Origin of the sequence: Ancylobacter sp. TS-1 (genome assembly GCF_009223885.1) — a bacterium.
Lineage (GTDB): Bacteria > Pseudomonadota > Alphaproteobacteria > Rhizobiales > Xanthobacteraceae > Ancylobacter.
In genome coordinates, this window is the sequence record NZ_CP045144.1 from 2,452,013 (window position 1) to 2,473,498 (window position 21,486).

Sequence of the window (21,486 nt, forward strand, 5' to 3'; positions counted from 1 at the left end):
CGCGACAAGGACGATCCGCCCGACATGTCCGTTTACGCCGCCCCCGCCCGCCGCCTGCAAGACCTCGCCCGGCACCCTGCCCGGCGACCTGCGCGCCTTCCGAACCTTGGCGGATTCCTGCGCGGCGGGCTCGCGCGCAATGCCTGCACTCTGGCGCTGATGCTGGCGCTTCCCGCCGCCGCCTGGGCCGGCGAGACCTCCACCGAGGGCACGGCCCCCAAGGCCGTGACGGCGCCCAAGGCGATGATCGAGCTGTTCACCAGCCAGGGCTGTTCCTCCTGCCCGCCGGCCGACAAGCTGATGAGCGAGCTGGCCGAGCGCCCGGACGTCATCGCCCTGACGCTGGCCGTCGATTACTGGGACTATCTCGGCTGGAAGGACACGCTGGCCAAGCACGGCCATTCGCTGCGCCAGAAGGCCTATGCCCGCATGCGCGGCGACGGCAAGATGTTCACCCCGCAGGCGGTCGTGAACGGGCGCGTGATGGCCATCGGCTCCGACCGCGCGATGATCGAGCGCACCGTTTCCGCCATCGCCCGCCCCACCGTCCCGGTGGCGGTGGAGACCATGGGCGACCGGGTGCGGATCACGGTCGGCGCCGCGCCCGGCGCCGGCGCGGGCGAGGTGTGGCTGTGCCCCGTCGCCTCGCGCATGAAGGTCGATATCGGCCGCGGCGAGAACGAGGGCACCAGCATGACCTACCACAATGTGGTGCGCGGCTGGGTCAAGCTCGGCAACTGGAACGGCGACGAGGCGAGCTACGAGGCGGCGCTGCGCCGCCTGCCGGGCGACCCGACCGACGCGGTCGTCGTCTTCGTGCAGTCCGGTTCGTCGACCGAGCCCGGCCCCGTGCTCGGCGCCGCGCTCCAGCCGCTGCCCTGACACCAGCCCGTTTCCGTTCTCATCCGGACAAAGAAAAAGGCCCGGCGGGGGAGCCGGGCCTGAAGGTCAATTCGGGGATTGAACCTAGAACGTAACGTCAGGCCGGTCCACGAGCACCGCGGGGGGCTGGGGGGCTGGGAAACCGATGCGCCACGTGCACCGGCCCAACGCTATGATGAGAGATTGGAAGCCGGGCACGGCATCGCAACGGCTGAATTCGGGCGGCCGTGTGAATTCCGTTAACGAGGGCGTGAACGGCTGTCCGCCGGGCACAAGAGCGGCCCACACGCGAAAGGCGCTTGAAGGCGCCCCCGGCGAGGTGGATCATGACAGGCAAATGACGCGTTGCGCCGGAGGCCGCCTTGGCAGCGGGCCCGGATCAGCCGGAGGAGCCGCGTGGCGGAAATTGACCCCATAGCCTTGCCGGTCGGCGCGCGTGCCGATCTCGTCACCTTCGACCGGCGCGAGCTCGACCTCATCCTCGACCTTTACGGGCGCATGGTGGCGCTCGGCGAATGGCGCGACTACGCCATCGACTTCACCCGCGACAAGGCCGTGTTCTCGATCTTCCGCCGCGCCGCCGAGGTGCCGATCTACCGCATCGAGAAGGACCCGCGCCTCGCCCGCCGGCAGGGCGCCTACACGGTGGTGTCGCAGACCGGCCTCATCCTGAAGCGCGGGCACGAGCTTCGCCGCGTCGTCGCGGTGCTCGAAAAGCCGCTGCGCGCGGTCAACTGACCCGCCGACCCTCTACACCGGAGAACATGATGCGCAGCCTGACCGTTGCCGCCACCCAGATGCGCTGCGACTGGGACATCGAGGCCAACATCGCCCGCGCCGAGGCGCTGGTGCGCGAGGCCGCCGGACGCGGCGCGACGCTCATCCTGCTGCAGGAGCTGTTCGAGACCCCCTATTTCTGCCAGGACCAGCTCTACGAGTTCCTCGACCTCGCCGCTCCCTTCGAGGGCAACCGGCTGATCGCCCGTTTCGCCGGGCTGGCCCGGGAACTCGGCGTGGTGCTGCCGGTCTCCTTCTTCGAGCGTGCCGGGCAGGCGACGTTCAACTCCATCGCGGTGATCGACGCCGACGGCTCGATCCTCGGCCTCTACCGCAAGAGCCACATTCCGGACGGGCCGGGCTACACTGAGAAATTCTACTTCTCCCCCGGCGACACCGGCTTTCGCGTGTGGGACACGGCGGTCGGGCGCATCGGCGTCGGCATCTGCTGGGACCAGTGGTTCCCCGAATGCGCCCGCGCCATGGCGCTGCTGGGCGCCGAGGTGCTGCTCTACCCGACCGCCATCGGCTCCGAGCCGCACGATACCGGCCTCGACTCGTCCGGCCACTGGCAGCGCGTGATGCAGGGCCATGCGGGGGCCAACCTCACCCCGCTGATCGCCTCCAACCGCATCGGCACCGAGCCGGGGCGCAACGGGACTGAGATAACCTTCTACGGCTCCTCCTTCATCGCCGGGCCGACCGGCGAGAAGGTCGCCGAGGCGGGCCGCACCGACGAGACCGTGCTCACCGCGACCTTCGACCTCGACGGCATCGCCCGCCAGCGCCAGAGCTGGGGCGTGTTCCGCGACCGGCGGCCGGAACTCTACGCGCCGCTGCTCTCCCTCGACGGGCGCGCGCCCACCCGCCGGATCGGATGAGCCCCATGAGCGACACCCTGACCAGCCTTCCCGCCGCCGACGGCTTCCGCATGCCGGCCGAATGGGAGCCGCATGCCGGCACCTGGATGATCTGGCCGGAGCGGCCGGACAATTGGCGCGAGGGCGCGGAGCCGGCGCAGGAGGCCTTCGTCGCGGTCGCCGGCGCCATCGCCCGCTTCGAGCCCGTCACCATGCTCGCCACCGCCCGGCAATGGCGCCATGCGCGCGCCGCCCTGCCCGCCTCGGTGCGGGTGGTGGAGGCAGCCTCCGACGATTCCTGGTGCCGCGACAGCGGCGCCACCTTCGTCACCGATGCGGCCGGGCGGGTGCGCGGCGTCGACTGGGGTTTCAACGCCTGGGGCGGGCTCTACGCGCCCTGCGACCAGGACGAGCTGATCGCCGCCAAGATGCTGGAGATCGAGCGCACCCCGCGCTACGCCGCGCCGCTGATTCTCGAGGGCGGCTCGATCCATGTCGACGGCCAGGGCACGGTGCTCACCACCGAGGAATGCCTTCTCAATCCCAACCGCAACCCGCACCTCTCCCGCGAGGAGATCGAGCAGCATCTGCGCGACTATCTCGGCATCTCCCGGGTGCTGTGGCTCGGCGCCGGCCTCGTCGACGACGAGACCTCCGGCCATATCGACAACCTCGCCTGCTTCGTGCGCCCCGGCGTCGTCGCGCTGACCTGGTGCGAGGACCCGCTCGACCCGCAATACGCCATCTCGCGCGACGCGCTGGAGCGGCTGTCGAAGGCGACCGACGCGCGCGGGCGCTCCATCGAGGTGGTCAAGCTGCCGCTGCCGGGCCCGCTGTTCCGCACGATGGAGGAGACCATCGATCTCGGGCCGGGCTCCGGCACCATGTCGCGCGGCCTCGGCGAGCGGCTCGGCGCCTCCTATGCCAATTTCTATGTCGGCAACGGCTTCGTGCTGATGCCGCTGCTCGACGAGGCGCATGACGAGGAAGCCGCCGGCATCCTCTCCCGCCTGTTCCCGGATCGGGAGGTGGTCGGGGTGCCGACGCGCGAGATCATCCTCGGCGGCGGCAACATCCACTGCATCACCCAGCAGCAGCCCGCCGGCACGCCGGGCTGAGGACTTCGCCCTTTCGCCTTGCCGTCATCCTGGACGGCCCGCAGGGCCGATCCGGGATCGCATGCACGATGGCGAGCGATCCCGGCTCTCCGCTGCGCTGCGGCCGGGATGACGGCGAACGAGGGTGGCGACGGAAAACGGCGGACAGCGCGAATCTATGCCTTCACCAGCCCCAGCCGGATCAGGCTCTCGCCGGTGGCGGCGATGGCCTCATCCGCCGGGCGCGGGGTCCAGCCGAGAAGGTGCTCCGCCTTCTCGCCGCTCGCATTGCGCACGAGGCCGAGCTGCGGCACCGCCGCGCGCGCCATCGGCACGAAGGGCGCGGCGAGGCGCACCATCGCATCCGGCATCTGGAAGCGCGGCACGCGCCGCGCCGCCGGACCGAGACGCGCCCGCAGCGTGCGCGCCACCTCGATCAGCGACACGCAGTCCCCGGCCGTGGCGAGGAAGCGCTCCCCGGCCGCCTGCGGCGCGGTCATGGCGCGCAGATGCAGGTCGGCGACGTCGCGCACATCGACCACGCCGAAGAAGATGCGCGGGCAGGCGGGAATCGCCCCTTCCAGCATCGCCTTGACGAGACGGGTCGAGGTCGACAGGTCCGGCCCCGCCACCGGCCCGAACACGCCGACGGGATTCACCGCGACCAGTTCCATTCCGCCGCCCTCGCGGGCGATGAAATCCCACGCCGCCCGCTCGGCCAGCGTCTTGGAGACCATGTAGGGCTGCGCGTCGGCGCCCGCCGGGTCGGTCCAGTCAGTCTCGTCATAGCGCGGCTTGCGAACCGTGTGGCCGTAGCCCACCGCCGCGAAGGAAGACGTCACCACGACACGCTTCGCCCCCGCCTCACGCGCCGCCCGCAGTACCCTGAGCGTGCCCTCGCGGGCCGGGCGGATCAGCTCGTCGGCATCCCCGGGCACGCCGGCGGGAAAGGGCGAGGCGACATGCTGCACGAATTCGACACCCGCCATCGCCTGCGCCCAGCCGGCATCGTCGAGAAGATCGGCGACGGCAAAGTCCAACCGTTCCCCGGGATCGGCGCCGAGCACGCCCAGCGCCGCGCGCAATTCGCCCTCGCGCGCGGGATTGCGCAGGCTCGCGCGCACCGCATGCCCCTCGGCCAGCAGCCGGGCGATGACATGGGTGGCGATGAAGCCGCTGCCGCCGGTGACGAGCACGCTGGCCATGCTGGCCCTTTCCCTGGAGCTACCCGGCCGCGCGGGCGCCCAGCATTTTGAGGGCGGCGCAAGCGGCGCCGAAGCCGTTGTCGATGTTCACGACGACCACCCCCGGCGCGCAGCTCGCCAGCGCCGAATGCAGCGCCGCGCGCCCGCCTTCCGCCACGCCATAGCCGACCGAACTCGGCACCGCGATGACCGGGGCGCTCACCAGCCCGCCCAGCACGGAGAACAGCGCGCCCTCCATGCCGGCGACCGCGATCACCACCCTGCAGGTGCGGATTTCCTCGATCCGCGCCATCAGCCGCCACAGCCCGGCGACCCCGACATCGGCGATGAGCAGCGCCTCGTGACCGGAGAAGGCCAGCGTGCGCGCCGCCTCGCGGGCGACCGGCAGGTCGGAGGTGCCGGCCGCCACCACGGCGACCGCCCCCGCCACGGTAGGCACCGGCCCGCCGAGCACGGCGGTATGCGAGAGCGGGTCGTAATCGAGCCCGGCGCGGGCGTCCTCGTCGAGCCCCGCGAAGGCGGCCGGCTCCAGCCGGGTCAGCAGCAGCCGGGCGCGGCGCGCGCGAGCCTCGCCGAGGATGAAACCGATCTGTGCCGGGCTCTTGGCGCCGCACAGCACCGCCTCGGACACGCCGGTACGGGCGCCACGCTGCCAGTCGAACACGAATTCCATCGCTCAGCTCCTGACGAACATCGCGCCGCGCCGATAGGCCCGGGTGCCGGCATAGGCGCGCACCGCGCCGGCGCACAGGCCCGCCGCGATGGCGCCGATGGCCTCCGCCGCCTCCATCGCCGCGCCGTCAAGCTCGACGACGACGCCGTGATGGGTGATCCGGCAGCGCAGCGTGCCGCCCTTCGCCAGCGGCGCGAGGCGGCGCTCGGCGGTCTCGACAAAGGCGAGGTCGGCGGCGTCGATGGCGATGCCGGTCTCGACCCGGCTGGCGAGGCAGGGCTGCGCCGGCAGTTCGGCTATATCCGGCAGGCCGAGCGCGCGGGCGAGCGCGCGCACATCGGCCTTGGTCATCCCCGCCTCGATCATCGGATGCACGACGCGGCGCTCGGCGGCGGCGATGAGGCCGGGGCGGTAGTCGCCGAGATCGTCGAGATTGGCGCCGGAGGCGATGGGCCGCTCGGTCAGGCCGGCGATGCGGTCGTAAAGATTGGTCTTGCAGAAATAGCAGCGGTCGACCGGGTTGTCGCGGTAGCGCGGATCGTCGAATTCGCCGGTGCCGGTGACGACCAGTTCCCAGCCCTCGGCCTCCGCGAGGTTCCGCACCCGCGCCGTGGCCTCGGCCGGCACGGCGGGCGAGACCGCGTGGATGGCGGTGAGCGGCAACCCCTGCCGGTGCGCGAAGGTGGCAAGCGTCAGGGAATCGACGCCCCCGCTCACCGCGACCGCAAGCGTCTCGAAACGGGCGAGCACGCGCGCCAGTTCTTGCGCCAGCGCCGCGTCCTCACGCATCGCCGCCTCCGGTGGCCCGCTCGGCACGCGATTCGGCACGAGCCTTGGCGGCGCGGCGCTCGGCCAGCGTGGCGCCGTTCAGCGCGTCGCTCTCGGCCTTCACCGTCGCCCCGCCCGGCCGCGCGACCCGCTTCACGGCAATACCGGCGATCTCCCCGGCGGCGCGGGCAAGCGTCAGCCGGCGTTCCTCGGTGAGCCGAAGCCCGATGGTCGAGGTCTGCTCGAAGCAGGCGCGGGCGGCGTCCTCGGCCGCCTCCGGCCGGGCCAGCAGGCGGAACGAGACCGCCGGCCGCCCCTTCTTGCCGGCGAGCTGGCCGAGGCTGACATCGAGCACGCCCGCCGTCGCGCGTAGCCGCTCGGCGGCGGTGCCGATCTCCTCGCCGGTCATGTCGTCGACCTCGAAGGCGATCACCGCCACCGTGTCGCGGTCATAGCCATCCGGCGCCGCCTCTTCGAAGGCGAGCACACGCAGCACGTTCGGCATGCCCGGCAGGGCACGCGTGCCCGCCCCGGTGCCGGTGGCGACGAGCCGCCCGCCGGCGGGACGGCCGGGGCGCGCGAGATGCCTGAGGATCGCCGCGCCGGTCGGGGTAACACGCTCGCCGGCCACGCCGTCGTCGCGCCAGTCGAAGCCCTCGAGTAGGGCGGCGGTGGCGGGCGCGGGAACGGGGAGAAGCCCGTGCTGCGTCCTCACCAGCCCGCCGCCGAGCGGCAGCGGCGAGATTGACCACTCGGCACCGTCGAGCGCGGCGGCGATACTGCCGGCCGCCACCACGTCGAGCAGCGAATCCCAGTCGGCGATCTCATGGAAATGCACGTCCTCGATGGCGACGCGATGAATCCCCGCCTCGGCGCGGGCGAGGATGGCGAGGATCGCTCCCGCATGCTCGGCCGTGCCCGGATGCAGCGCCGCTGCGTCGATGCGCGCCCGCATGTCGGGATAGGTGCCGGCATGGGTCGGCATGTCCTTAGCCGGCTTTTCAACATCCGCCGCGACGGTGATGTCGCCGTGATGGTGATGCGCGTGATCGTGCGAATGCCCGTGCGCATGAACATGGGAGTGACCATGCCCGGCCTGCCCGGCCCCGCCGCCCGCCTCCAACCCGAAGCGCAGCGCCCGCACGGCGCCGCTCTCGCCCTCGGTCAGCACCGGCGCGCCGATTCCCGCCGGCAGCACGGCGCGGGCATCCGCCAGCACCCGTTCGCGCAGATCGGGGAACGCGTCGAGCAGCGCGGCGACGAACATGTCGCCGGCGACGCCGCCCACCGCGTCGAGATGGATCCGCCGCACCGAGGCGGATGTCGCGCCGCCGGATGTCACGCCGCCGCCTGCCGCTCGCGGAAAACCGGGATCACATAGGGCCCCTCCGGCACGATGGCGAGCGCGTCGTCGCCCGAGCGCGCCAGGCTCTGCGCGATCGCCTCGTTGATGTCGGGCACGATCTCCACCGCCGTGATGCGCCGCTCCTCGGCGGTGAGGCCCGTCGTGTAGAGCTGGATGCGCCCGACGCGCATCGGCTTGAGCTGCATCTCGGTCTGCCACTCGTCGACATCGGCCAGCGTCTTGGCGGTCAGCGTGGCTAGGAATCGCTCCGGGCCGAGTTCGACGAGGCGGGCTTGCGCCTCGCGGAATTCCTCGCTGCCGAAGCCTTCCGAGCATTCCGAGGCGATGATCAGCGTGCCGCCGGGGGCGAGGATGTCGAGCGGCGTCACCATGCCCTTCACCGTCTGGTAGTAGGTCTTGTCGAGCGGATAGCCGGCCGAGGACGTCACCACCGTATGGAAGCGGCGCGGCACGCCGATGATGGTGGCGCCCTCCACATACTCCACCGCCGCGAGATGGCTGGCGATAATCTCGCCGAAGGAGACGAAGACGAGGTCGCGCGCCTCGTCCAGCACCGTGTTGAGCGCGTAGATCTCGCCCAGCTTGCGCACGATCTCCAGCTGCTCCTCGTGCAGCGGGTTGCCGACGAGGTTGCACTGCACCGCCAGCGGGTCTTCCATGAAGCGGGCGGAATGGAAGGTGCGGATGGTCTGGTGGCCGGCGACGCCCGGCGCCACCACCTTGCGCCCGCCGGACCAGCCGGCCATGAAATGCGGCTCGACCAGCCCGGTCGCGATGCGCAGATCCGCCTCGACGAAGCGGCGGTCGATGAAGACAGGCGTGCCGCGCGTGGCGGTCGGGCCGAGGTCGACATGAGCCGCCTCGTCGCGGGCGAAATGGTTGACGACGCTCACCGTCTCCTGCACCCACGGATCGCCGATCAGCTCGGCCAGTTCCTCGCCCTCATTGGGGCGGTGCAGGCCGGTCGCCACCAGCACGGTGATCGCCTCGGCGGGAATGCCGCCGGCGAGCATCGCCTCGATCATCGGGCGCAGGAACAGCCTGTTCGGCACCGGGCGGGTGATGTCGCAGACGAGGATGCAGGCGCTCTTGCGCCCCTTCGCCAGCGCGGCCAGCGGGGCCGAGCCGACGGGATTGTCGAAGGCGTGGCGGATGGCGGCGGCATTGTCCGGCAACTTGGGAAGGTCCGCCTTGCGCAGCACAGTCGGGCGCGCCCGCGCCGGCAGGTTGAGCGGCAGCGTGCCGCGGCCGAAGGCGAGTTCGAGGGCCGTGTCGTGCATGGTCGATCCTTAATCTGTGGCGGGCGGCGCGGGCGCGCGCCGATGACGGGCGCCCCTCATGACGGCTGTCATGATAGCCGCTCGCGGCCGCCTCTTAAACCGGCCGGCGGCGCGGGCCAAGCCATCCCCGCGCGCACCTCGTCGCCACGCTCAGATCACCGTGACGACGGGCGCCCCTTCCGACACCTCGCCGATGATGGCGGCCCGGCCGTAGCCGGCGGCGTGGATCGCGGCCAGAACGCGCTCCGCCGCTTCCGGCGCCACGGCGGCCAGCAGGCCGCCGGAGGTCTGCGGGTCGGTCAGCAGATGCCGACGCCAGTCGGGCAGGCCGTCGGGCAGGCGCACCGCCTCGCCATAGCTCGCCCAGTTGCGGTGCGAGGCGCCGGTGATGTGCCCGGCCTGCGCCAGCGTCCCGGCCTCCGTCAGGAAAGGCAGGGCCGACGCCTCGATCCCCAGCGCGAGGCCCGAGCCGCGCGCCATCTCCAGCCCGTGGCCGAGAATGCCGAAGCCGGTCACATCGGTGACGGCGTGCACGTCCGGGTCCGTGCCGAGCGCGGTGCCGACGCGGTTGAGCGTCGTCATCGAGGCGATCATCTCGGCATAGGCGGCGGCGGAGAGCGCCTCCTTCTTGAACGCGGCGGAATAGACACCGACGCCGAGCGCCTTGGTCAGGATCAGCACGTCGCCGGCACGGGCGGTGCTGTTCCTGCGGATTGCCTCGGGCCGCGCGGTGCCGATCACCGCGAGGCCGTAGATCGGCTCGGGCGAATCGATGGAATGGCCGCCGGCCACCGGAATGCCGGCCTCGGCGGCGATCGAGGCCCCGCCCTTCAGGATCTCGCGCACCATCGCCGGCTCCAGCTTGCCGAGCGGCATGCCGAGAATGGCGAGCGCCAGCAGCGGCTTGCCGCCCATGGCGTAGACGTCGGAGATGGCGTTGGTGGCGGCGATGCGGCCGAACGCATAGGGGTCGTCCACCATCGGCATGAAGAAGTCGGTGGTGGCGATCAGGCAGGTGTCGTCGTCGAGCTGCCAGACCGCCGCGTCGTCGCCGGTCTCGGTGCCGACCAGCAGCCGCTCGAAGGGCGAGCCCGGCGGCTGCTCGGACAGCAGTTCGCGCAGCACCGAAGGCGCCAGCTTGCAGCCGCAGCCCCCGCCATGGGCGAGGCTGGTGAGGCGGAACGGGGCGGCGTCGGCGGGTTTGTCGAGCATGGCCATGGCCTGTGTCGAGCGTCATCCCGGACGGCCGCAAGGCCGATCCGGGATCGCGTCGTGGTGGGAGAACGATCCCGGCTCTCGCTGCGCTCGGCCGGGATGACGATCATGGGTGGATCAGGCCGAGATTTCGCTCGCCTTGATCACATAGGCGAACGCGTCGGGTTCGAGGCAGTCATGGCGCAGGCTCGCCACTTCCGCCTGCGGGTACATGAGGAAGCCGAGCTTCGGCCCGCTGGCGCCCGGCAGGGCGATGTCGTGGCCGTCATTATAGGCCAGCCAGTTGCCCTCCCAGGAACCGAACAGCGCCTTGCGCGCGGCGAGCACCTTGGCGTCGTCCATGGCGTTCTTGCCCGGCGGCTCCTCCAGCACGACCTTGCGCACGTCGGCCGGATCGGTTGCGACCCAGCCGAAGCCGTCCAGCCACACTTCGGCGCGGCAGTGCTGCGCCTTGGAGATGGTCGGCGAATTGGCGCCGAGGCTCTTGTAGCCGAAGGCCGAGGGCGCCACGCGGATGCCGTAGATGTCGCGCGCCGGGATGCCGGCGGCGCGGTTGAGGCCGACGAACAGGGCGTTGAGATCGGCGCATTTGCCGCCGAGATTGCCGCTCGCCAGCAGCGAGGCGACATCGCCGGTGCCGCAGCCGCGCGTGGCGGCGTTGCGATAGGTGTTCTCGACCACCCATTCATAGATGGCGCGCGACTTCTCGAGGTCGCTCGCCTTGCCGGCGGTGATCCTGTCGGCGGTCGCCTTCACGATGCCGTCGGTGGGAATGAGGTCGGTGGCGGCCAGGAACAACGCCCGCTCTTCCGGAGAGAGGGCGGCGACACTGCCCGGCCTGGAGAAGTCGGTCGCGCGGTCGCGGGTGGAAAAGCGCGAGGTGATCTCGACGCTCGGATCGGCCGCGCCGGGTGCCCAGGTCAGGTGCAGCAGCTTGGCGCCGTAATGGGGATCCGTCACCACTTCGGCGCTGGCGGCGTTGGTCTTCCATGTGCTCTCGCCGGGCCTGAACCAGTCGGCGGCGCGGTAGGAGGGCAGCGGCACCCAGGCCTGCGCCGGGCCGGCCTTGCCGTCGACGGGGGCGACGTTCAGCGTCGTCACCACCTCGAAGTCGCGCCACTTGCCCGGGCTGGGGGCGAAGAGCGCGGCGCCGGCGGGGGCGGCCGCCTGCGCGAAGGCGGCGTGCGGGGCGGCGGCGACGGCCGCAAGGGCGACGCCGGCTTTGAGGAAGTCACGACGGCTGGTCATGGCGAGTTCTCCCGGGTCGGTTCATCTTCATTGAGGGGCGGCAGCCCCGCGCTCTCGGGCGCGGCGGCCGGGTCGGACACATTGTCGAGCAGGCGGTCGGCGGCCGGGTCGTCCCAGTCGACCGGGCCATCGGCGTAAAGGCGCAGGGCATGGGAGGCGTCGAGCACGAAGCTCGACGGCAGGGCGACGACCTTCCACGCCTTCATGGCGGAACGGTCCTCGTCGAGCAGCACGGGAAACGGCACCGGGTTGGCGTCGAAGAAGCGGCGCACCCGCAGCTCCACCTCGCCGACATCGACGGCAAGCAGCGCGAAGGGTCGGTCCTTGCGGCGCGCGGCGAGCCGCGAGAGCCCGGCCATCTCCGCGCGGCAGGGTTCGCACCATGTCGCGAAGAAGTGAACGAGAACGGGGCGTCCGTGCAGTGCAGCAAGGTCCTGCCGGCCATGCGCCAGCGACGGCAGGGCGAGCGCGGGCGCCGCCTGTCCGGGGACAAGGCCGGGGGCGGCCTCCGGGGCGGCGGCAGCCAAGGTCGAACTCCCCATCGCCAATGACGCAAGGGAAGCCACGACAAGCCGGTAGAGCGGGTTGATCTCGCCCCGACACGCGGGAGCTGCATGCGCGATCACACCGGCGATGCTGCGACGAGCCCGCGCAATCGTCAATCACCCGATAGGCGAAACCCATGGCTGCTGCGCCGCAGCATTTCGGGAACGCACTGCGATGGTCGGAATCCCTTGGTATTCCACGACTTTTCGGGCCCGCCTTCGACCTTCGTCTGTTTGACTTTAGATGAACTAAAAAATAGCCTTGCGATTGGGAAAGCCTATCGCTCGACGGGCTTTGTGAGGTAACTCGGGAGGGCCTCGATGAACATGGAGCTCTCGCGCCGTACGTTTCTGAAAACGTCGGGTGCGGGGATCGCGGGCACGACGCTCGGTGCCTTCGGCTTCAGCGAAGCGGAGGCCGCCGTGGCCGCCGCTGTGAAGCCGTTCCACCTGGCGAACACGTCGGAAACGCGAAACACCTGCACCTACTGCTCGGTTGCCTGCGGCATCATCATCTATTCCAAGGGCGACCTTCGGAAAGGCGAGAAGGCCGACATCGTCCATATCGAGGGCGATTCCGATCACCCGACCAATCGCGGCACGCTCTGCCCCAAGGGCTCGGCGCTGCGCGACATCGTGAAGTCGCAGACCCGGCTGACCCAGCCGATGCTGCGCAAGCCCGGCTCGGACAAGTTCGAGGCCGTCTCGTGGGATGTGGCGCTCGACAAGATCGCCCGCGCCATGAAGGACGACCGCGACGCCAATTTCGTCGCCACCAACTCGGACGGGGTGACGGTCAATCGCTGGCTCACCACCGGCTTCCTCGCGGCCTCCGCGACCACCAACGAAACCGCGTTCGCGACCTACAAGGTCGTGCGCTCGACCGGCATATTGGCGTTCGATAACCAAGCGCGCGTCTGACACGGCCCGACGGTGGCGAGTCTCGCCCCAACATTTGGCCGTGGCGCAATGACCAACGCCTGGACGGACATCAAGAACACCGACCTCGTGGTCATCATGGGCGGCAATGCCGCCGAAGCCCATCCGTGCGGATTCAAATGGGTCACCGAGGCGAAAGCCAACCGTGGCGCCAAGCTCATCGTCGTCGACCCGCGCTACAACCGCTCGGCCTCGGTGGCGGATTTCTACGCGCCGATCCGGCAGGGGTCGGACATCGCCTTCCTGATGGGCCTGATCAATTACTGCATCGGCAACGACAAGGTGCAGTGGGACTATGTGAAGCCCTTCACCAACGCCAGCTTCGTGGTGCGCGAGGGCTACGCCTATCAGGACGGCCTGTTCACCGGCTATGACGAGGAAAAGCGCGACTACGTCAAGGACACCTGGGAGTATGAGATCGGCCCGGACGGCTATGCCGTGGTCGACGAGACGCTGCAGAATCCGCGCTGCGTGTGGAACCTGCTGAAGCAGCACGTCGCGATCTACACGCCCGAGATGGTGGAGCGCATCTGCGGCACGCCGAAGGACGCCTTCCTCAAGGTGGCCGAGATGGTGGGCGAATGCTCGACCCCGACCAAGACCATGACGAGCATGTACGCGCTCGGCTGGACCCAGCATTCCAAGGGTGCGCAGAACATTCGCGGCATGGCGATGCTTCAGCTCATCCTGGGCAATATCGGCGTGCGCGGCGGTGGCATGAACGCCCTGCGCGGGCATTCCAACATCCAGGGGCTGACCGATCTCGGGCTGATGAGCAACCTCATCCCCGGCTATCTCAACATCCCCACCCAGAAGGAAGCCGACTTCGCCACCTATATGTCGACGCGGGCCTTCAAGCCGCTGCGGCCGAACCAGACGAGCTACTGGCAGAACTACCGCAAGTTCTTCGTCAGCTTCATGAAGTCGATGTACGGGCCCGCCGCCACCGCGGAGAACGACTGGGCCTACAGCTACCTGCCGAAGCTCGATGTCCCGAGCTACGACGTGCTGCGCATCTTCGACATGATGAAGAACGGCAAGGTGAACCTCTATTTCTGCCAGGGGTTCAACCCGCTGCAGGCCTTCCCCAACAAGGCCAAGCTGGCCGAGGGCCTGGCCAAGCTCAAGCTGCTCGTGATCATGGACCCGCTCCAGACCGAGACGGCCCGCTTCTGGGAGGACCACGGCACCTTCAACAAGGTGAACCCGGCCGACATCAAGACCGAGGTGATCCAGCTTCCCACCACCTGCTTCGCCGAGGACGAGGGCTCGCTGGTCAATTCCGGCCGCTGGCTGCAATGGCACTGGCCCGGCGGCTCGCCTCCGGGCGAGGCGAAGACCGACACCTGGATCATGGCGCAGATCCATCTGCGGCTGAAGGCGCTGTACCAGAAGGAGGGCGGCGCCTTCCCCGACCCGATCGTCAATCTCAACTGGTCCTACAAGGACCCGGGCGAGCCGACGGCGGAGGAACTGGCGAAGGAGATGAACGGCTCGGTGCTGGCCGACGTCTACGACCCCGTCGACCCGACCAAGAAGATCCTGGAAGCGGGCAAGCAGCTTGCCGGCTTCGGCCAGATGCGCGACGACGGCACCACGGCGGGCGGCTGCTGGATATTCTCCGGCTGCTGGACCGAGGCCGGCAACATGATGGCGCGGCGGGACAATTCCGACCCCGGCGATGCCGGCATGTTCCTGAAGTGGTCCTATTCCTGGCCAGCCAACCGGCGCATCCTCTACAACCGCGCCTCCTGCGACCTCGACGGCAAGCCGTGGGATCCCTCGCGCAAGCTGATCGAGTGGGATGGCGCCAAGTGGACCGGCTACGACGTGCCGGACATCGCGCCCACCGCCAAGCCCAGGGATGTCGGCCCCTTCATCATGAACCCCGAAGGCACGTCCCGCCTGTGGGTGCGCAAGATGATGCGGGACGGGCCGTTCCCGGTGCATTACGAGCCGTTCGAGAGCCCGGTCGCCAACGTCATCGCGCCGAAGATACGCGGCAACCCGGTGGCGCGCGTGTTCAAGGACGACTGGAAGAGCTTCGCCGACATCGGCGATCCGAACTTCCCCTATGCCGGCACCTCCTACCGTCTCACCGAGCATTTCCACTACTGGACCAAGAACAACCATGTGAACTCGGTCCTGCAGCCGGAACAGTTCGTCGAGATTTCCGAGGAACTGGCGAAGGAGAAGGGCATCGCGCTCGGCGGCTGGGTGCGGGTGTGGTCGAAGCGCGGCGAGCTTTACGCCAAGGCGGTCGTCACCAAGCGCATCAAGCCGATGACCGTCGACGGCAAGGTCGTCCACATTGTCGGCGTGCCGATCCACTGGGGCTTCGTCGGAGCCGCCCGCAAGGGCTTCCCGGCGAACACGCTGACCCCGTTCGTGGGTGACGCGAACATCGAGACGCCGGAGTTCAAGGCGTTCATGGTCAACATCGAGCCCTCCACCGGGCCGGTGGTGGCATAGGGAGGCGGCACGATGTTTCCAGCGATTCCGAACCCGTCCGTCTCCCCCGGCGCCGACAAGCCGCGCTTCGGGGAAAAGGACATCATGCGGCGCTCCGCCTCCGAGGTCACGCCGCCTGCCGAGCGGCTGACCGAGGTGGCCAAGCTGATCGACGTCACCAAGTGCATCGGCTGCAAGGCCTGCCAGGCGGCGTGCCTCGAATGGAACAACCTGACCGAGGAGATCGGCTTCAACCACGGGGTCTACACAAACCCCATGGACCTGACGCCCGACACCTTCACGCTCATGCGCTTTACCGAATGGGTGAACCCCGAGACCGAGAATCTCGAATGGCTCATCCGCAAGGACGGCTGCATGCACTGCGAGGATCCGGGCTGCCTCAAGGCCTGCCCGGCGCCGGGCGCGATCGTGCAGTACTCGAACGGCATCGTCGACTTCCAGCACGAGAACTGCATCGGCTGCGGCTACTGCATCAAGGGCTGCCCCTTCAACATCCCGCGCATCTCGAAGGTCGACCACACGGCGTATAAATGCACGCTGTGCTCGGACCGCGTGGCGGTGGGCCAGGGCCCGGCCTGCCAGAAGGCCTGCCCGACCCAGGCCATCGTCTTCGGCACCAAGCAGGAGATGAAGGACTGGGCCGAGCTGCGCATCACCGACCTCAAGTCGCGGGGCTTCGACAAGGCCGGCCTCTACGACCCGCAGGGCGTGGGCGGCACCCATGTCATGTACGTGCTGCACCACGCCGACACGCCGTCCATCTATGCCGGCCTGCCGGACAATCCGCGCATCTCGCCGATCGTCGAGACCTGGAAGGGCGTGACCAAATATGTCGGTCTCGCCGTGATGGGCTTCGCCGCCGCGGCGGGCTTCCTCCACTACGTCGTCGCCGGTCCCAACAAGGTCGGCGAGGAGGATGAAGAGAACGCCGAGAGGCTGGTCGAGGGCACGGCGCCCCCGCCGCCGGCCGATCCGACGCAGCCGGAAGGGAGGGTCTGATGACCGCCATCGACCCCCATGCGCACGGGCACGTGCCCGACGACGTCGAGCCGGGCGACGCGGTGCGTCCCGGCCACCCGGTGCAGGTGGCGCGCTACACGCTCGCCGCCCGCATCAACCACTGGATCACCGCCATCAGCCTGATCGCGCTGGCGCTGTCCGGCATGGCGCTGTTCACGCCGAGGCTGTTCTTCCTCACCGGCCTGTTCGGCGGCGGGCAGTGGACGCGCGCGATCCATCCGTGGATCGGCGTGGTGCTGTTCTTCTCCTTCTTCATCCTGTTCGTGCGGTTCTGGCGGGCCAACCTTCCCGCCCGCGAGGACGGCACCTGGCTGGCGCGCATCAGCGACGTGCTGGGCGGGCATGAGGAGAGGCTGCCGGAGATCGGCAAGTACAATGCCGGCCAGAAATTCGTCTTCTGGTCGATGTCCGGCCTGATCCTCGTGCTGATCGGCAGCGGCATCGTGATGTGGGACCAGTATTTCTACCCCTTCACCACGATCGAGCAGAAGCGCATCGCCATCCTCGTCCATGCGGTGGCGGCGGTGTGCATCATCTGCGTGTGGATCATCCACGTCTACGCGGCGATCTGGGTCAAGGGTACCATCGGCGCCATGACGCGCGGCGAGGTGACGGGCGGCTGGGCCTGGCGCCACCACCGCAAATGGCTGCGCGAGCTTGTGGGCAAGCCCCGCGGCCCGGGCGCGCCGGCCGAATAGGCCGCCCGCGCCGGTTCTGTCGCCGGCCTCCCGGAGCGGCCGAAGGCCGTCTTCGGGAACGCCGTCCGGCCTGAGACGGACGACGATCCCGGTCGCTGCCGCGCGGCGACCGGGATCGCTCCCCATATGGTCCACGTGGCCCGTGCGGTTCGTGAGGAAACAATGTCGGCCGATCTCAAGCCCGATCCGTCCGCGATCGGTAGCGTCTCCACCCCGCCCTTCGCGGTGCTGCCCGATCCCGCCACGCTGTTCGCCGTCCGCGCGAAGCGGCTGCGCACCTATGCGGCGGTGAGCCCGCTCAAGCCCTATCTCGATTTCGTCGCCGGCCTCGTCGACGCCCAGCACGCCATCGTGCCGGCGCTGCCGCCGGTCGAGGTGCCGGACGCGGAGGCGCTGGAGCGCGCGAGCGCCTTCGAGATGCCCCCGCTCGACCGCGCCCGCGCCACGCTCGACGACACGCTGGAGGCGACGCTCGACGCGCTGTTCGATGCCAGCGCCCGCGTGGCGATGCCGGAAGAGGCGGCGCAGGCGCTCACCCGCGCCCGCCACGCCGACGGCGCCCTGCGCGCGCAGATGGTGCGCGACGTGCTCGCCCACGACATGCCGGTGGAGACGCTGGCCGAGCATGTCTATGTCGCGGCCGCCCTTCAGGTGCATTTCTCCCGGCTCGCCGCCGGTCTCGACGCAAAGCGCCTCGTGCCGGTCGGCGACGGCGCCTGCCCGGCCTGCGGCGGACCGCCGGTCGCTTCCCTGATCGTCGAATGGCCGAACGCGCACGGCAACCGCTTCTGCGCCTGCTCGCTTTGCTCCACCCTGTGGAACTATGTCCGCATACGCTGCTGCTCCTGCGGCACCACCAAGGGCATCGGCTATCAGGAGATCGAGGGCAGCCCGGGCACGGTGAAGGCCGAGACCTGCGACGAGTGCCGCACCTATGTGAAGGTGATGTACCAGAACAGGGACGTCACCATCGAGCCGGTGGCCGACGACATCGGCACGCTCGGCCTCGATCTGATGATGCGCGAGGGCCCTTACCGGCGCGCCGCCTTCAACCCGTTCCTGCTCGGCTATTGAGGGGCAGGCGATGGACGCCGAAACCCGCCCCTCCGGCCCGCCTTCCCTGCGCGAACTGCCCTCGGTCGACCAGGTGCTGAAGACCGCCTCCGCCGCGCTGGCGCTGGAGCGGCACGGCCGCGCGCCGCTCACGCAGGCGGTGCGCGCCGCGCTCGACGAGGCGCGGGCCGGCGTGCAGGCGGGCCGGGTCCTCGCCCTGCCCTCGGCCGACCATGTGGCGCTCGCCGCCGGCGAGGCGCTGGAGCGCACCGCGCGTTCCAGCCTGCGCCCGGTGTTCAACCTCACCGGCACGGTGCTGCACACCAATCTCGGCCGCGCCTTGCTGGCGCAGGAGGCCATCGCGGCCGCCACCGCCGCCATGGCCTCGGCGGTGGCGCTGGAATTCGACCTCGCCACCGGCCAGCGCGGCGAGCGCGACGACCATGTGCGCGAGCTGCTGGTGGAGCTGACGGGTGCCGAGGACGCCACCGTCGTCAACAACAACGCCGCCGCCGTGCTCATCGTGCTCAACACGCTGGGCCTCGGCCGCGAAGCCGTCGTTTCGCGCGGCGAACTGATCGAGATCGGCGGCGCCTTCCGCATGCCCGACATCATGGCCCGGGCCGGGGTGAAGCTGGTCGAGGTCGGCACCACCAACCGCACCCATCCGAAGGACTATGCCGGCGCGCTCGGCGAGGCGACCGGGCTGGTGCTGAAGGTGCACACCTCGAACTACCGCATCGAGGGCTTTACCCGCGAGGTGCCGGCGCGCGAGTTGGCCGGCATCGCCCATGCGCGCGGCGTGCCGCTCGTCAACGATCTCGGCTCGGGCACGCTGTTCGATCTCACCCGCCTCGGCCTCGCCCATGAGCCGACCGTGCGCGAGGCGGTGGCCGAGGGCGCCGACATAGTCACCTTCTCCGGCGACAAGCTGCTCGGCGGCCCGCAGACCGGCTTCATCGTCGGCCGCGCCGAGCTGATCGCGAAGATCAACAAAAACCCGATGAAGCGGGCGCTGCGCGTCGACAAGATCCGTCTGGCGGCGCTGGAGGCGACGCTGCGGCTCTACCGCGACCCCGAGCGCCTCAAGGCCCGCCTGCCAACGCTGCGCCTGCTCGCCCGCACCCGCGCCGAACTCGCCGCCCGCGCCGAGGCGCTGGCCGCCCCGGTCGGCGCCCGGCTCGGCTCGGGCTTCACGGTGGAAGCGGCGGACTGCGCCAGCCAGATCGGCTCCGGCGCGCTGCCGCTGGAAACCCTGCCGAGCGCCGCGCTCGCCATTCGCCCGGCTGGCGGCTCCGGCGGCACGCTCAACGCGTTGCAGGCGGCGCTGCGCGACCTGCCGGTGCCGGTCATCGGCCGCATCGCCGAGGGCGCGCTCATCCTCGACCTGCGCTGCCTCGAGGACGAGGCCGGCTTCCTCGCCGACCTCGACCATCTGAAGGTGGCGCCATGATCATCGGCACGGCCGGACATATCGACCATGGCAAGACCGCGCTGGTGGGCGCGCTCACCGGCGTCGACACCGACCGGCTGAAGGAGGAGAAGGCGCGCGGCATCTCCATCGACCTCGGCTTCGCCTATCTGCCGACCGAGGCCGGCACGCTCGGCTTCATCGACGTGCCGGGGCACGAGAAGTTCATCCACACCATGCTGGCCGGGGCGAGCGGCATCGATTTCGCCTTGCTCATCGTCGCCGCCGATGACGGGGTGATGCCGCAGACCCGCGAGCATCTGGCCCTGCTCGACCTGCTCGGCATCTCGCGCGGTCTGGTCGCGCTGACCAAGGCGGACATTGCCGGCGCGGAACGGCGCGGCGAAGTGGCCGGCGAGATCGCCGCCCTGCTGGAGGGCACGGCGCTGGAAGGCGCCGACATACTGCCGGTCTCGTCCATCACCGGCGAGGGCATCGAGACACTGCGCGCGCGCCTCGTCACTGAGGCCCGCGCCTTCACCTCCCGGGCGGCGGGGGGACGCTTCCGCCTCGCCGTGGACCGCTGCTTCACCCTGTCGGGCGCCGGCACGGTGGTGACGGGCACCGTGCTCTCCGGCCGGGTGCGCGTCGGCGACACGGTGACGGCCTCGCCGCAGGGCCTTCCCGCCCGCGTGCGCTCCATCCACGCGCAGAACCGCAAGGCCGAGGAAGGCCGGGCCGGCGACCGCTGCGCGCTCAATCTCGCCGGCGAGGGCATCTCGCACGACGCGATCCATCGCGGCGACATGGTGCTCGACCCCGCGCTCGACGCCCCGACCGCGCGCATCGACGCCACGCTCAACGTGCTGGCCGGCGAGCCGAAGCCGCTCGGCCAGTGGTTCCCGGTGCGCTTCCATCAGGGTTCGGCCGAGATCGGCGCCCGCCTCGTGCCCCTGTCGGGGGAATCGCTGGCGCCGGGCGCCGCCGGCCTCGTGCAGATCGTGCTCGACAGCCCTCTCGCGGCGGCGGCGGGCGACCGCTTCGTCATCCGCGACACCTCGGCCCAGCGCACCATCGGCGGCGGGCGCCTCCTCGACCTGCGCGCCCCGGCCCGCAAGCGCCGCACCCCCGAGCGCCTCGCCCAGCTTGCCGCGCTCGGCGAGGCCGAGGCCGACGCCGCCGTGGCCGGGCTGCTGGCGGCCGAGCCGTTCCATCTCGACCTCGACGCCTTTGCCCGCGACCGGGCCTTGGGTGCGGACGCGGCCGGCGGCCTCATGGAGAGGCTCGGCCTCGTCGCGCTGGCGGGGGGCGGTGCGCTCACCGTGCTGTCCGCCGCGCGCTGGCCCCTCTACGCCGACGCGCTGCTGGCCGAGCTGGCGCGCTTCCACGAGGCCAATCCCGACCTGCCGGGCATGGGCACCGAGCGCCTGCGGCTCGCCCTCGCCCCGCGCCTGCCCAAGCCCGCCTTCGCCGAGGCGCTTCGGCGCCTGTCCGGCGACGGGCGGCTGGCGGTCGACGGCGCCTGGGTGCGCCTGTCCGGCCACGAGGTGCGCCTCACCCGCGCGGACGAACTGCGCTGGGAGCTGGTGGAGCCGCTGCTCGGCGGCGGCGCGCGCTTCCGTCCACCGCGCGTGCGCGACGTCGCGGCGATGACCGGCGAGGCCGAGCCCGAGATCCGCCGCCTGCTCAAGCTGCTCGCCCGCATGGGCAAGGTCGACGAGGTGGCGCACGACCATTTCTTCCTGCGCCGGACGGTCGCCGCCATGGTGGCGATGGTGCGCGCCCTGTCGGAGGCGGCCGCGGACGGCCAGTTCGCCGCCGGCGCCTTCCGCGACCGAATCGAGCACGGCGAGCACGCGGTCGGCCGCAAGGTGGCGATCCAGATCCTCGAATTCTTCGACCGGCACGGCGTCACGCTGCGCCGGGGCGACCTTCGCCGCGTCAACAGGCACCGGCTGGACCTGTTCGGCGCGATGG

General features: G+C 70.4%; 17 protein-coding genes and 1 pseudogene. 10 read left to right on the forward strand and 8 right to left on the reverse strand.

The window, feature by feature from the left end; genetic code table 11:
- Window positions 1-24: 24 nt before the first annotated feature.
- The 4 genes from GBB76_RS11530 (at window position 25) to aguA (ending at window position 3,637) form a co-directional block, all read left to right on the forward strand.
- A complete protein-coding gene (locus GBB76_RS11530) occupies window positions 25-882 on the forward strand; it encodes a thioredoxin family protein (protein WP_246668900.1) in 858 nt (285 codons plus the stop codon).
- A gap of 396 nt (window positions 883-1,278) precedes the next feature.
- Window positions 1,279-1,620, forward strand: coding sequence for a DUF2794 domain-containing protein (locus tag GBB76_RS11535; protein WP_152303434.1), 342 nt, complete (start codon window positions 1,279-1,281; stop codon window positions 1,618-1,620).
- A 26-nt stretch (window positions 1,621-1,646) separates the two neighbouring features.
- Window positions 1,647-2,540, forward strand: a complete 894-nt coding sequence (gene aguB / locus GBB76_RS11540; protein WP_202911086.1) for an N-carbamoylputrescine amidase — start codon at window positions 1,647-1,649, stop codon at window positions 2,538-2,540.
- Between the two features lie 5 nt (window positions 2,541-2,545).
- Window positions 2,546-3,637 (forward strand): agmatine deiminase, encoded by a 1,092-nt coding sequence (aguA, locus tag GBB76_RS11545; RefSeq protein WP_152303436.1) that lies wholly within the window; start codon window positions 2,546-2,548, stop codon window positions 3,635-3,637.
- Between the two features lie 155 nt (window positions 3,638-3,792).
- Here the strand turns inward: aguA and GBB76_RS11550 are convergent, their stop codons facing one another.
- The 8 genes from GBB76_RS11550 to GBB76_RS11585 form a co-directional block, all read right to left on the reverse strand.
- The gene (locus GBB76_RS11550) at window positions 3,793-4,821 is read right to left on the reverse strand and encodes an aldehyde reductase (RefSeq protein WP_152303437.1); all 1,029 of its coding nucleotides are present in this window, start codon (window positions 4,819-4,821) and stop codon (window positions 3,793-3,795) included.
- Window positions 4,822-4,840: 19 nt separating this feature from the next.
- The gene (larB, locus tag GBB76_RS11555; protein ID WP_152303438.1) at window positions 4,841-5,494 is read right to left on the reverse strand and encodes a nickel pincer cofactor biosynthesis protein LarB; all 654 of its coding nucleotides are present in this window, start codon (window positions 5,492-5,494) and stop codon (window positions 4,841-4,843) included.
- 3 nt (window positions 5,495-5,497) lie between these two features.
- Window positions 5,498-6,283: an adenine nucleotide alpha hydrolase gene (locus GBB76_RS11560; RefSeq protein ID WP_152303439.1), complete on the reverse strand. Its 786-nt coding sequence runs from the start codon at window positions 6,281-6,283 to the stop codon at window positions 5,498-5,500.
- Window positions 6,276-7,604 carry a LarC family nickel insertion protein gene (locus GBB76_RS11565; protein WP_152303440.1) on the reverse strand — a complete coding sequence of 443 codons (1,329 nt, stop codon included), beginning with the start codon at window positions 7,602-7,604 and terminating at the stop codon, window positions 6,276-6,278. The genes GBB76_RS11560 and GBB76_RS11565 overlap by 8 nt, the downstream gene beginning before the upstream one ends.
- Window positions 7,601-8,908, reverse strand: a complete 1,308-nt coding sequence (gene larA / locus GBB76_RS11570; RefSeq protein WP_152303441.1) for a nickel-dependent lactate racemase — start codon at window positions 8,906-8,908, stop codon at window positions 7,601-7,603. The genes GBB76_RS11565 and larA overlap by 4 nt, the downstream gene beginning before the upstream one ends.
- A 150-nt stretch (window positions 8,909-9,058) precedes the next feature.
- Window positions 9,059-10,120: a selenide, water dikinase SelD gene (selD, locus tag GBB76_RS11575; protein WP_152303442.1), complete on the reverse strand. Its 1,062-nt coding sequence runs from the start codon at window positions 10,118-10,120 to the stop codon at window positions 9,059-9,061.
- Between the two features lie 120 nt (window positions 10,121-10,240).
- On the reverse strand, window positions 10,241-11,371 hold the full coding sequence (locus GBB76_RS11580; RefSeq protein ID WP_152303443.1) for a transglutaminase-like domain-containing protein: 1,131 nt from the start codon (window positions 11,369-11,371) through the stop codon (window positions 10,241-10,243).
- Window positions 11,368-11,898: a TlpA disulfide reductase family protein gene (locus GBB76_RS11585; RefSeq protein ID WP_246668901.1), complete on the reverse strand. Its 531-nt coding sequence runs from the start codon at window positions 11,896-11,898 to the stop codon at window positions 11,368-11,370. Before GBB76_RS11585 ends, GBB76_RS11580 begins: the two co-directional genes overlap by 4 nt.
- Before the next feature lie 339 nt (window positions 11,899-12,237).
- On the opposite strand from GBB76_RS11585, the gene fdnG reads away from it, so the two are divergent.
- The 6 genes and pseudogenes from fdnG to selB form a co-directional block, all read left to right on the forward strand.
- On the forward strand, window positions 12,238-15,327 hold the full coding sequence (gene fdnG, locus GBB76_RS11590; RefSeq protein WP_152303445.1) for a formate dehydrogenase-N subunit alpha: 3,090 nt from the start codon (window positions 12,238-12,240) through the stop codon (window positions 15,325-15,327).
- 12 nt (window positions 15,328-15,339) lie between these two features.
- Complete coding sequence (gene fdxH / locus GBB76_RS11595; RefSeq protein WP_152303446.1) at window positions 15,340-16,326, forward strand: formate dehydrogenase subunit beta; 987 nt, start codon at window positions 15,340-15,342, stop codon at window positions 16,324-16,326.
- Entirely contained in the window at window positions 16,326-17,045 is a 720-nt protein-coding gene (locus GBB76_RS11600; RefSeq protein WP_202911087.1) for a formate dehydrogenase subunit gamma, read from the forward strand. Before fdxH ends, GBB76_RS11600 begins: the two co-directional genes overlap by 1 nt.
- Window positions 17,046-17,207: 162 nt before the next feature.
- Window positions 17,208-18,119 (forward strand): formate dehydrogenase accessory protein FdhE, encoded by a 912-nt coding sequence (gene fdhE, locus GBB76_RS11605; protein WP_152303447.1) that lies wholly within the window; start codon window positions 17,208-17,210, stop codon window positions 18,117-18,119.
- Between the two features lie 10 nt (window positions 18,120-18,129).
- Window positions 18,130-19,551: an L-seryl-tRNA(Sec) selenium transferase gene (gene selA / locus GBB76_RS11610; RefSeq protein ID WP_152303448.1), complete on the forward strand. Its 1,422-nt coding sequence runs from the start codon at window positions 18,130-18,132 to the stop codon at window positions 19,549-19,551.
- A pseudogene (gene selB / locus GBB76_RS11615) lies at window positions 19,548-21,479 on the forward strand (selenocysteine-specific translation elongation factor); the annotation flags it as partial. The gene selA and the pseudogene selB, both read left to right, overlap by 4 nt.
- Window positions 21,480-21,486 lie beyond the last annotated feature (7 nt).

Bases quoted from the DNA above. Each gene is read 5' to 3' on its own strand.
- GBB76_RS11530 (WP_246668900.1), top strand. From the start codon at position 25: ATGTCCGTTTACGCCGCCCCCGCCCGCCGCCTGCAAGACCTCGCCCGG.
- aguB (WP_202911086.1), top strand. From the start codon at position 1,647: ATGATGCGCAGCCTGACCGTTGCCGCCACCCAGATGCGCTGCGACTGG.
- aguA (WP_152303436.1), top strand. From the start codon at position 2,546: ATGAGCGACACCCTGACCAGCCTTCCCGCCGCCGACGGCTTCCGCATG.
- GBB76_RS11550 (WP_152303437.1), bottom strand. From the start codon at position 4,821: ATGGCCAGCGTGCTCGTCACCGGCGGCAGCGGCTTCATCGCCACCCAT.
- larB (WP_152303438.1), bottom strand. From the start codon at position 5,494: ATGGAATTCGTGTTCGACTGGCAGCGTGGCGCCCGTACCGGCGTGTCC.
- GBB76_RS11560 (WP_152303439.1), bottom strand. From the start codon at position 6,283: ATGCGTGAGGACGCGGCGCTGGCGCAAGAACTGGCGCGCGTGCTCGCC.
- larA (WP_152303441.1), bottom strand. From the start codon at position 8,908: ATGCACGACACGGCCCTCGAACTCGCCTTCGGCCGCGGCACGCTGCCG.
- selD (WP_152303442.1), bottom strand. From the start codon at position 10,120: ATGCTCGACAAACCCGCCGACGCCGCCCCGTTCCGCCTCACCAGCCTC.
- GBB76_RS11580 (WP_152303443.1), bottom strand. From the start codon at position 11,371: ATGACCAGCCGTCGTGACTTCCTCAAAGCCGGCGTCGCCCTTGCGGCC.
- fdxH (WP_152303446.1), top strand. From the start codon at position 15,340: ATGTTTCCAGCGATTCCGAACCCGTCCGTCTCCCCCGGCGCCGACAAG.
- GBB76_RS11600 (WP_202911087.1), top strand. From the start codon at position 16,326: ATGACCGCCATCGACCCCCATGCGCACGGGCACGTGCCCGACGACGTC.
- fdhE (WP_152303447.1), top strand. From the start codon at position 17,208: ATGTCGGCCGATCTCAAGCCCGATCCGTCCGCGATCGGTAGCGTCTCC.
- selA (WP_152303448.1), top strand. From the start codon at position 18,130: ATGGACGCCGAAACCCGCCCCTCCGGCCCGCCTTCCCTGCGCGAACTG.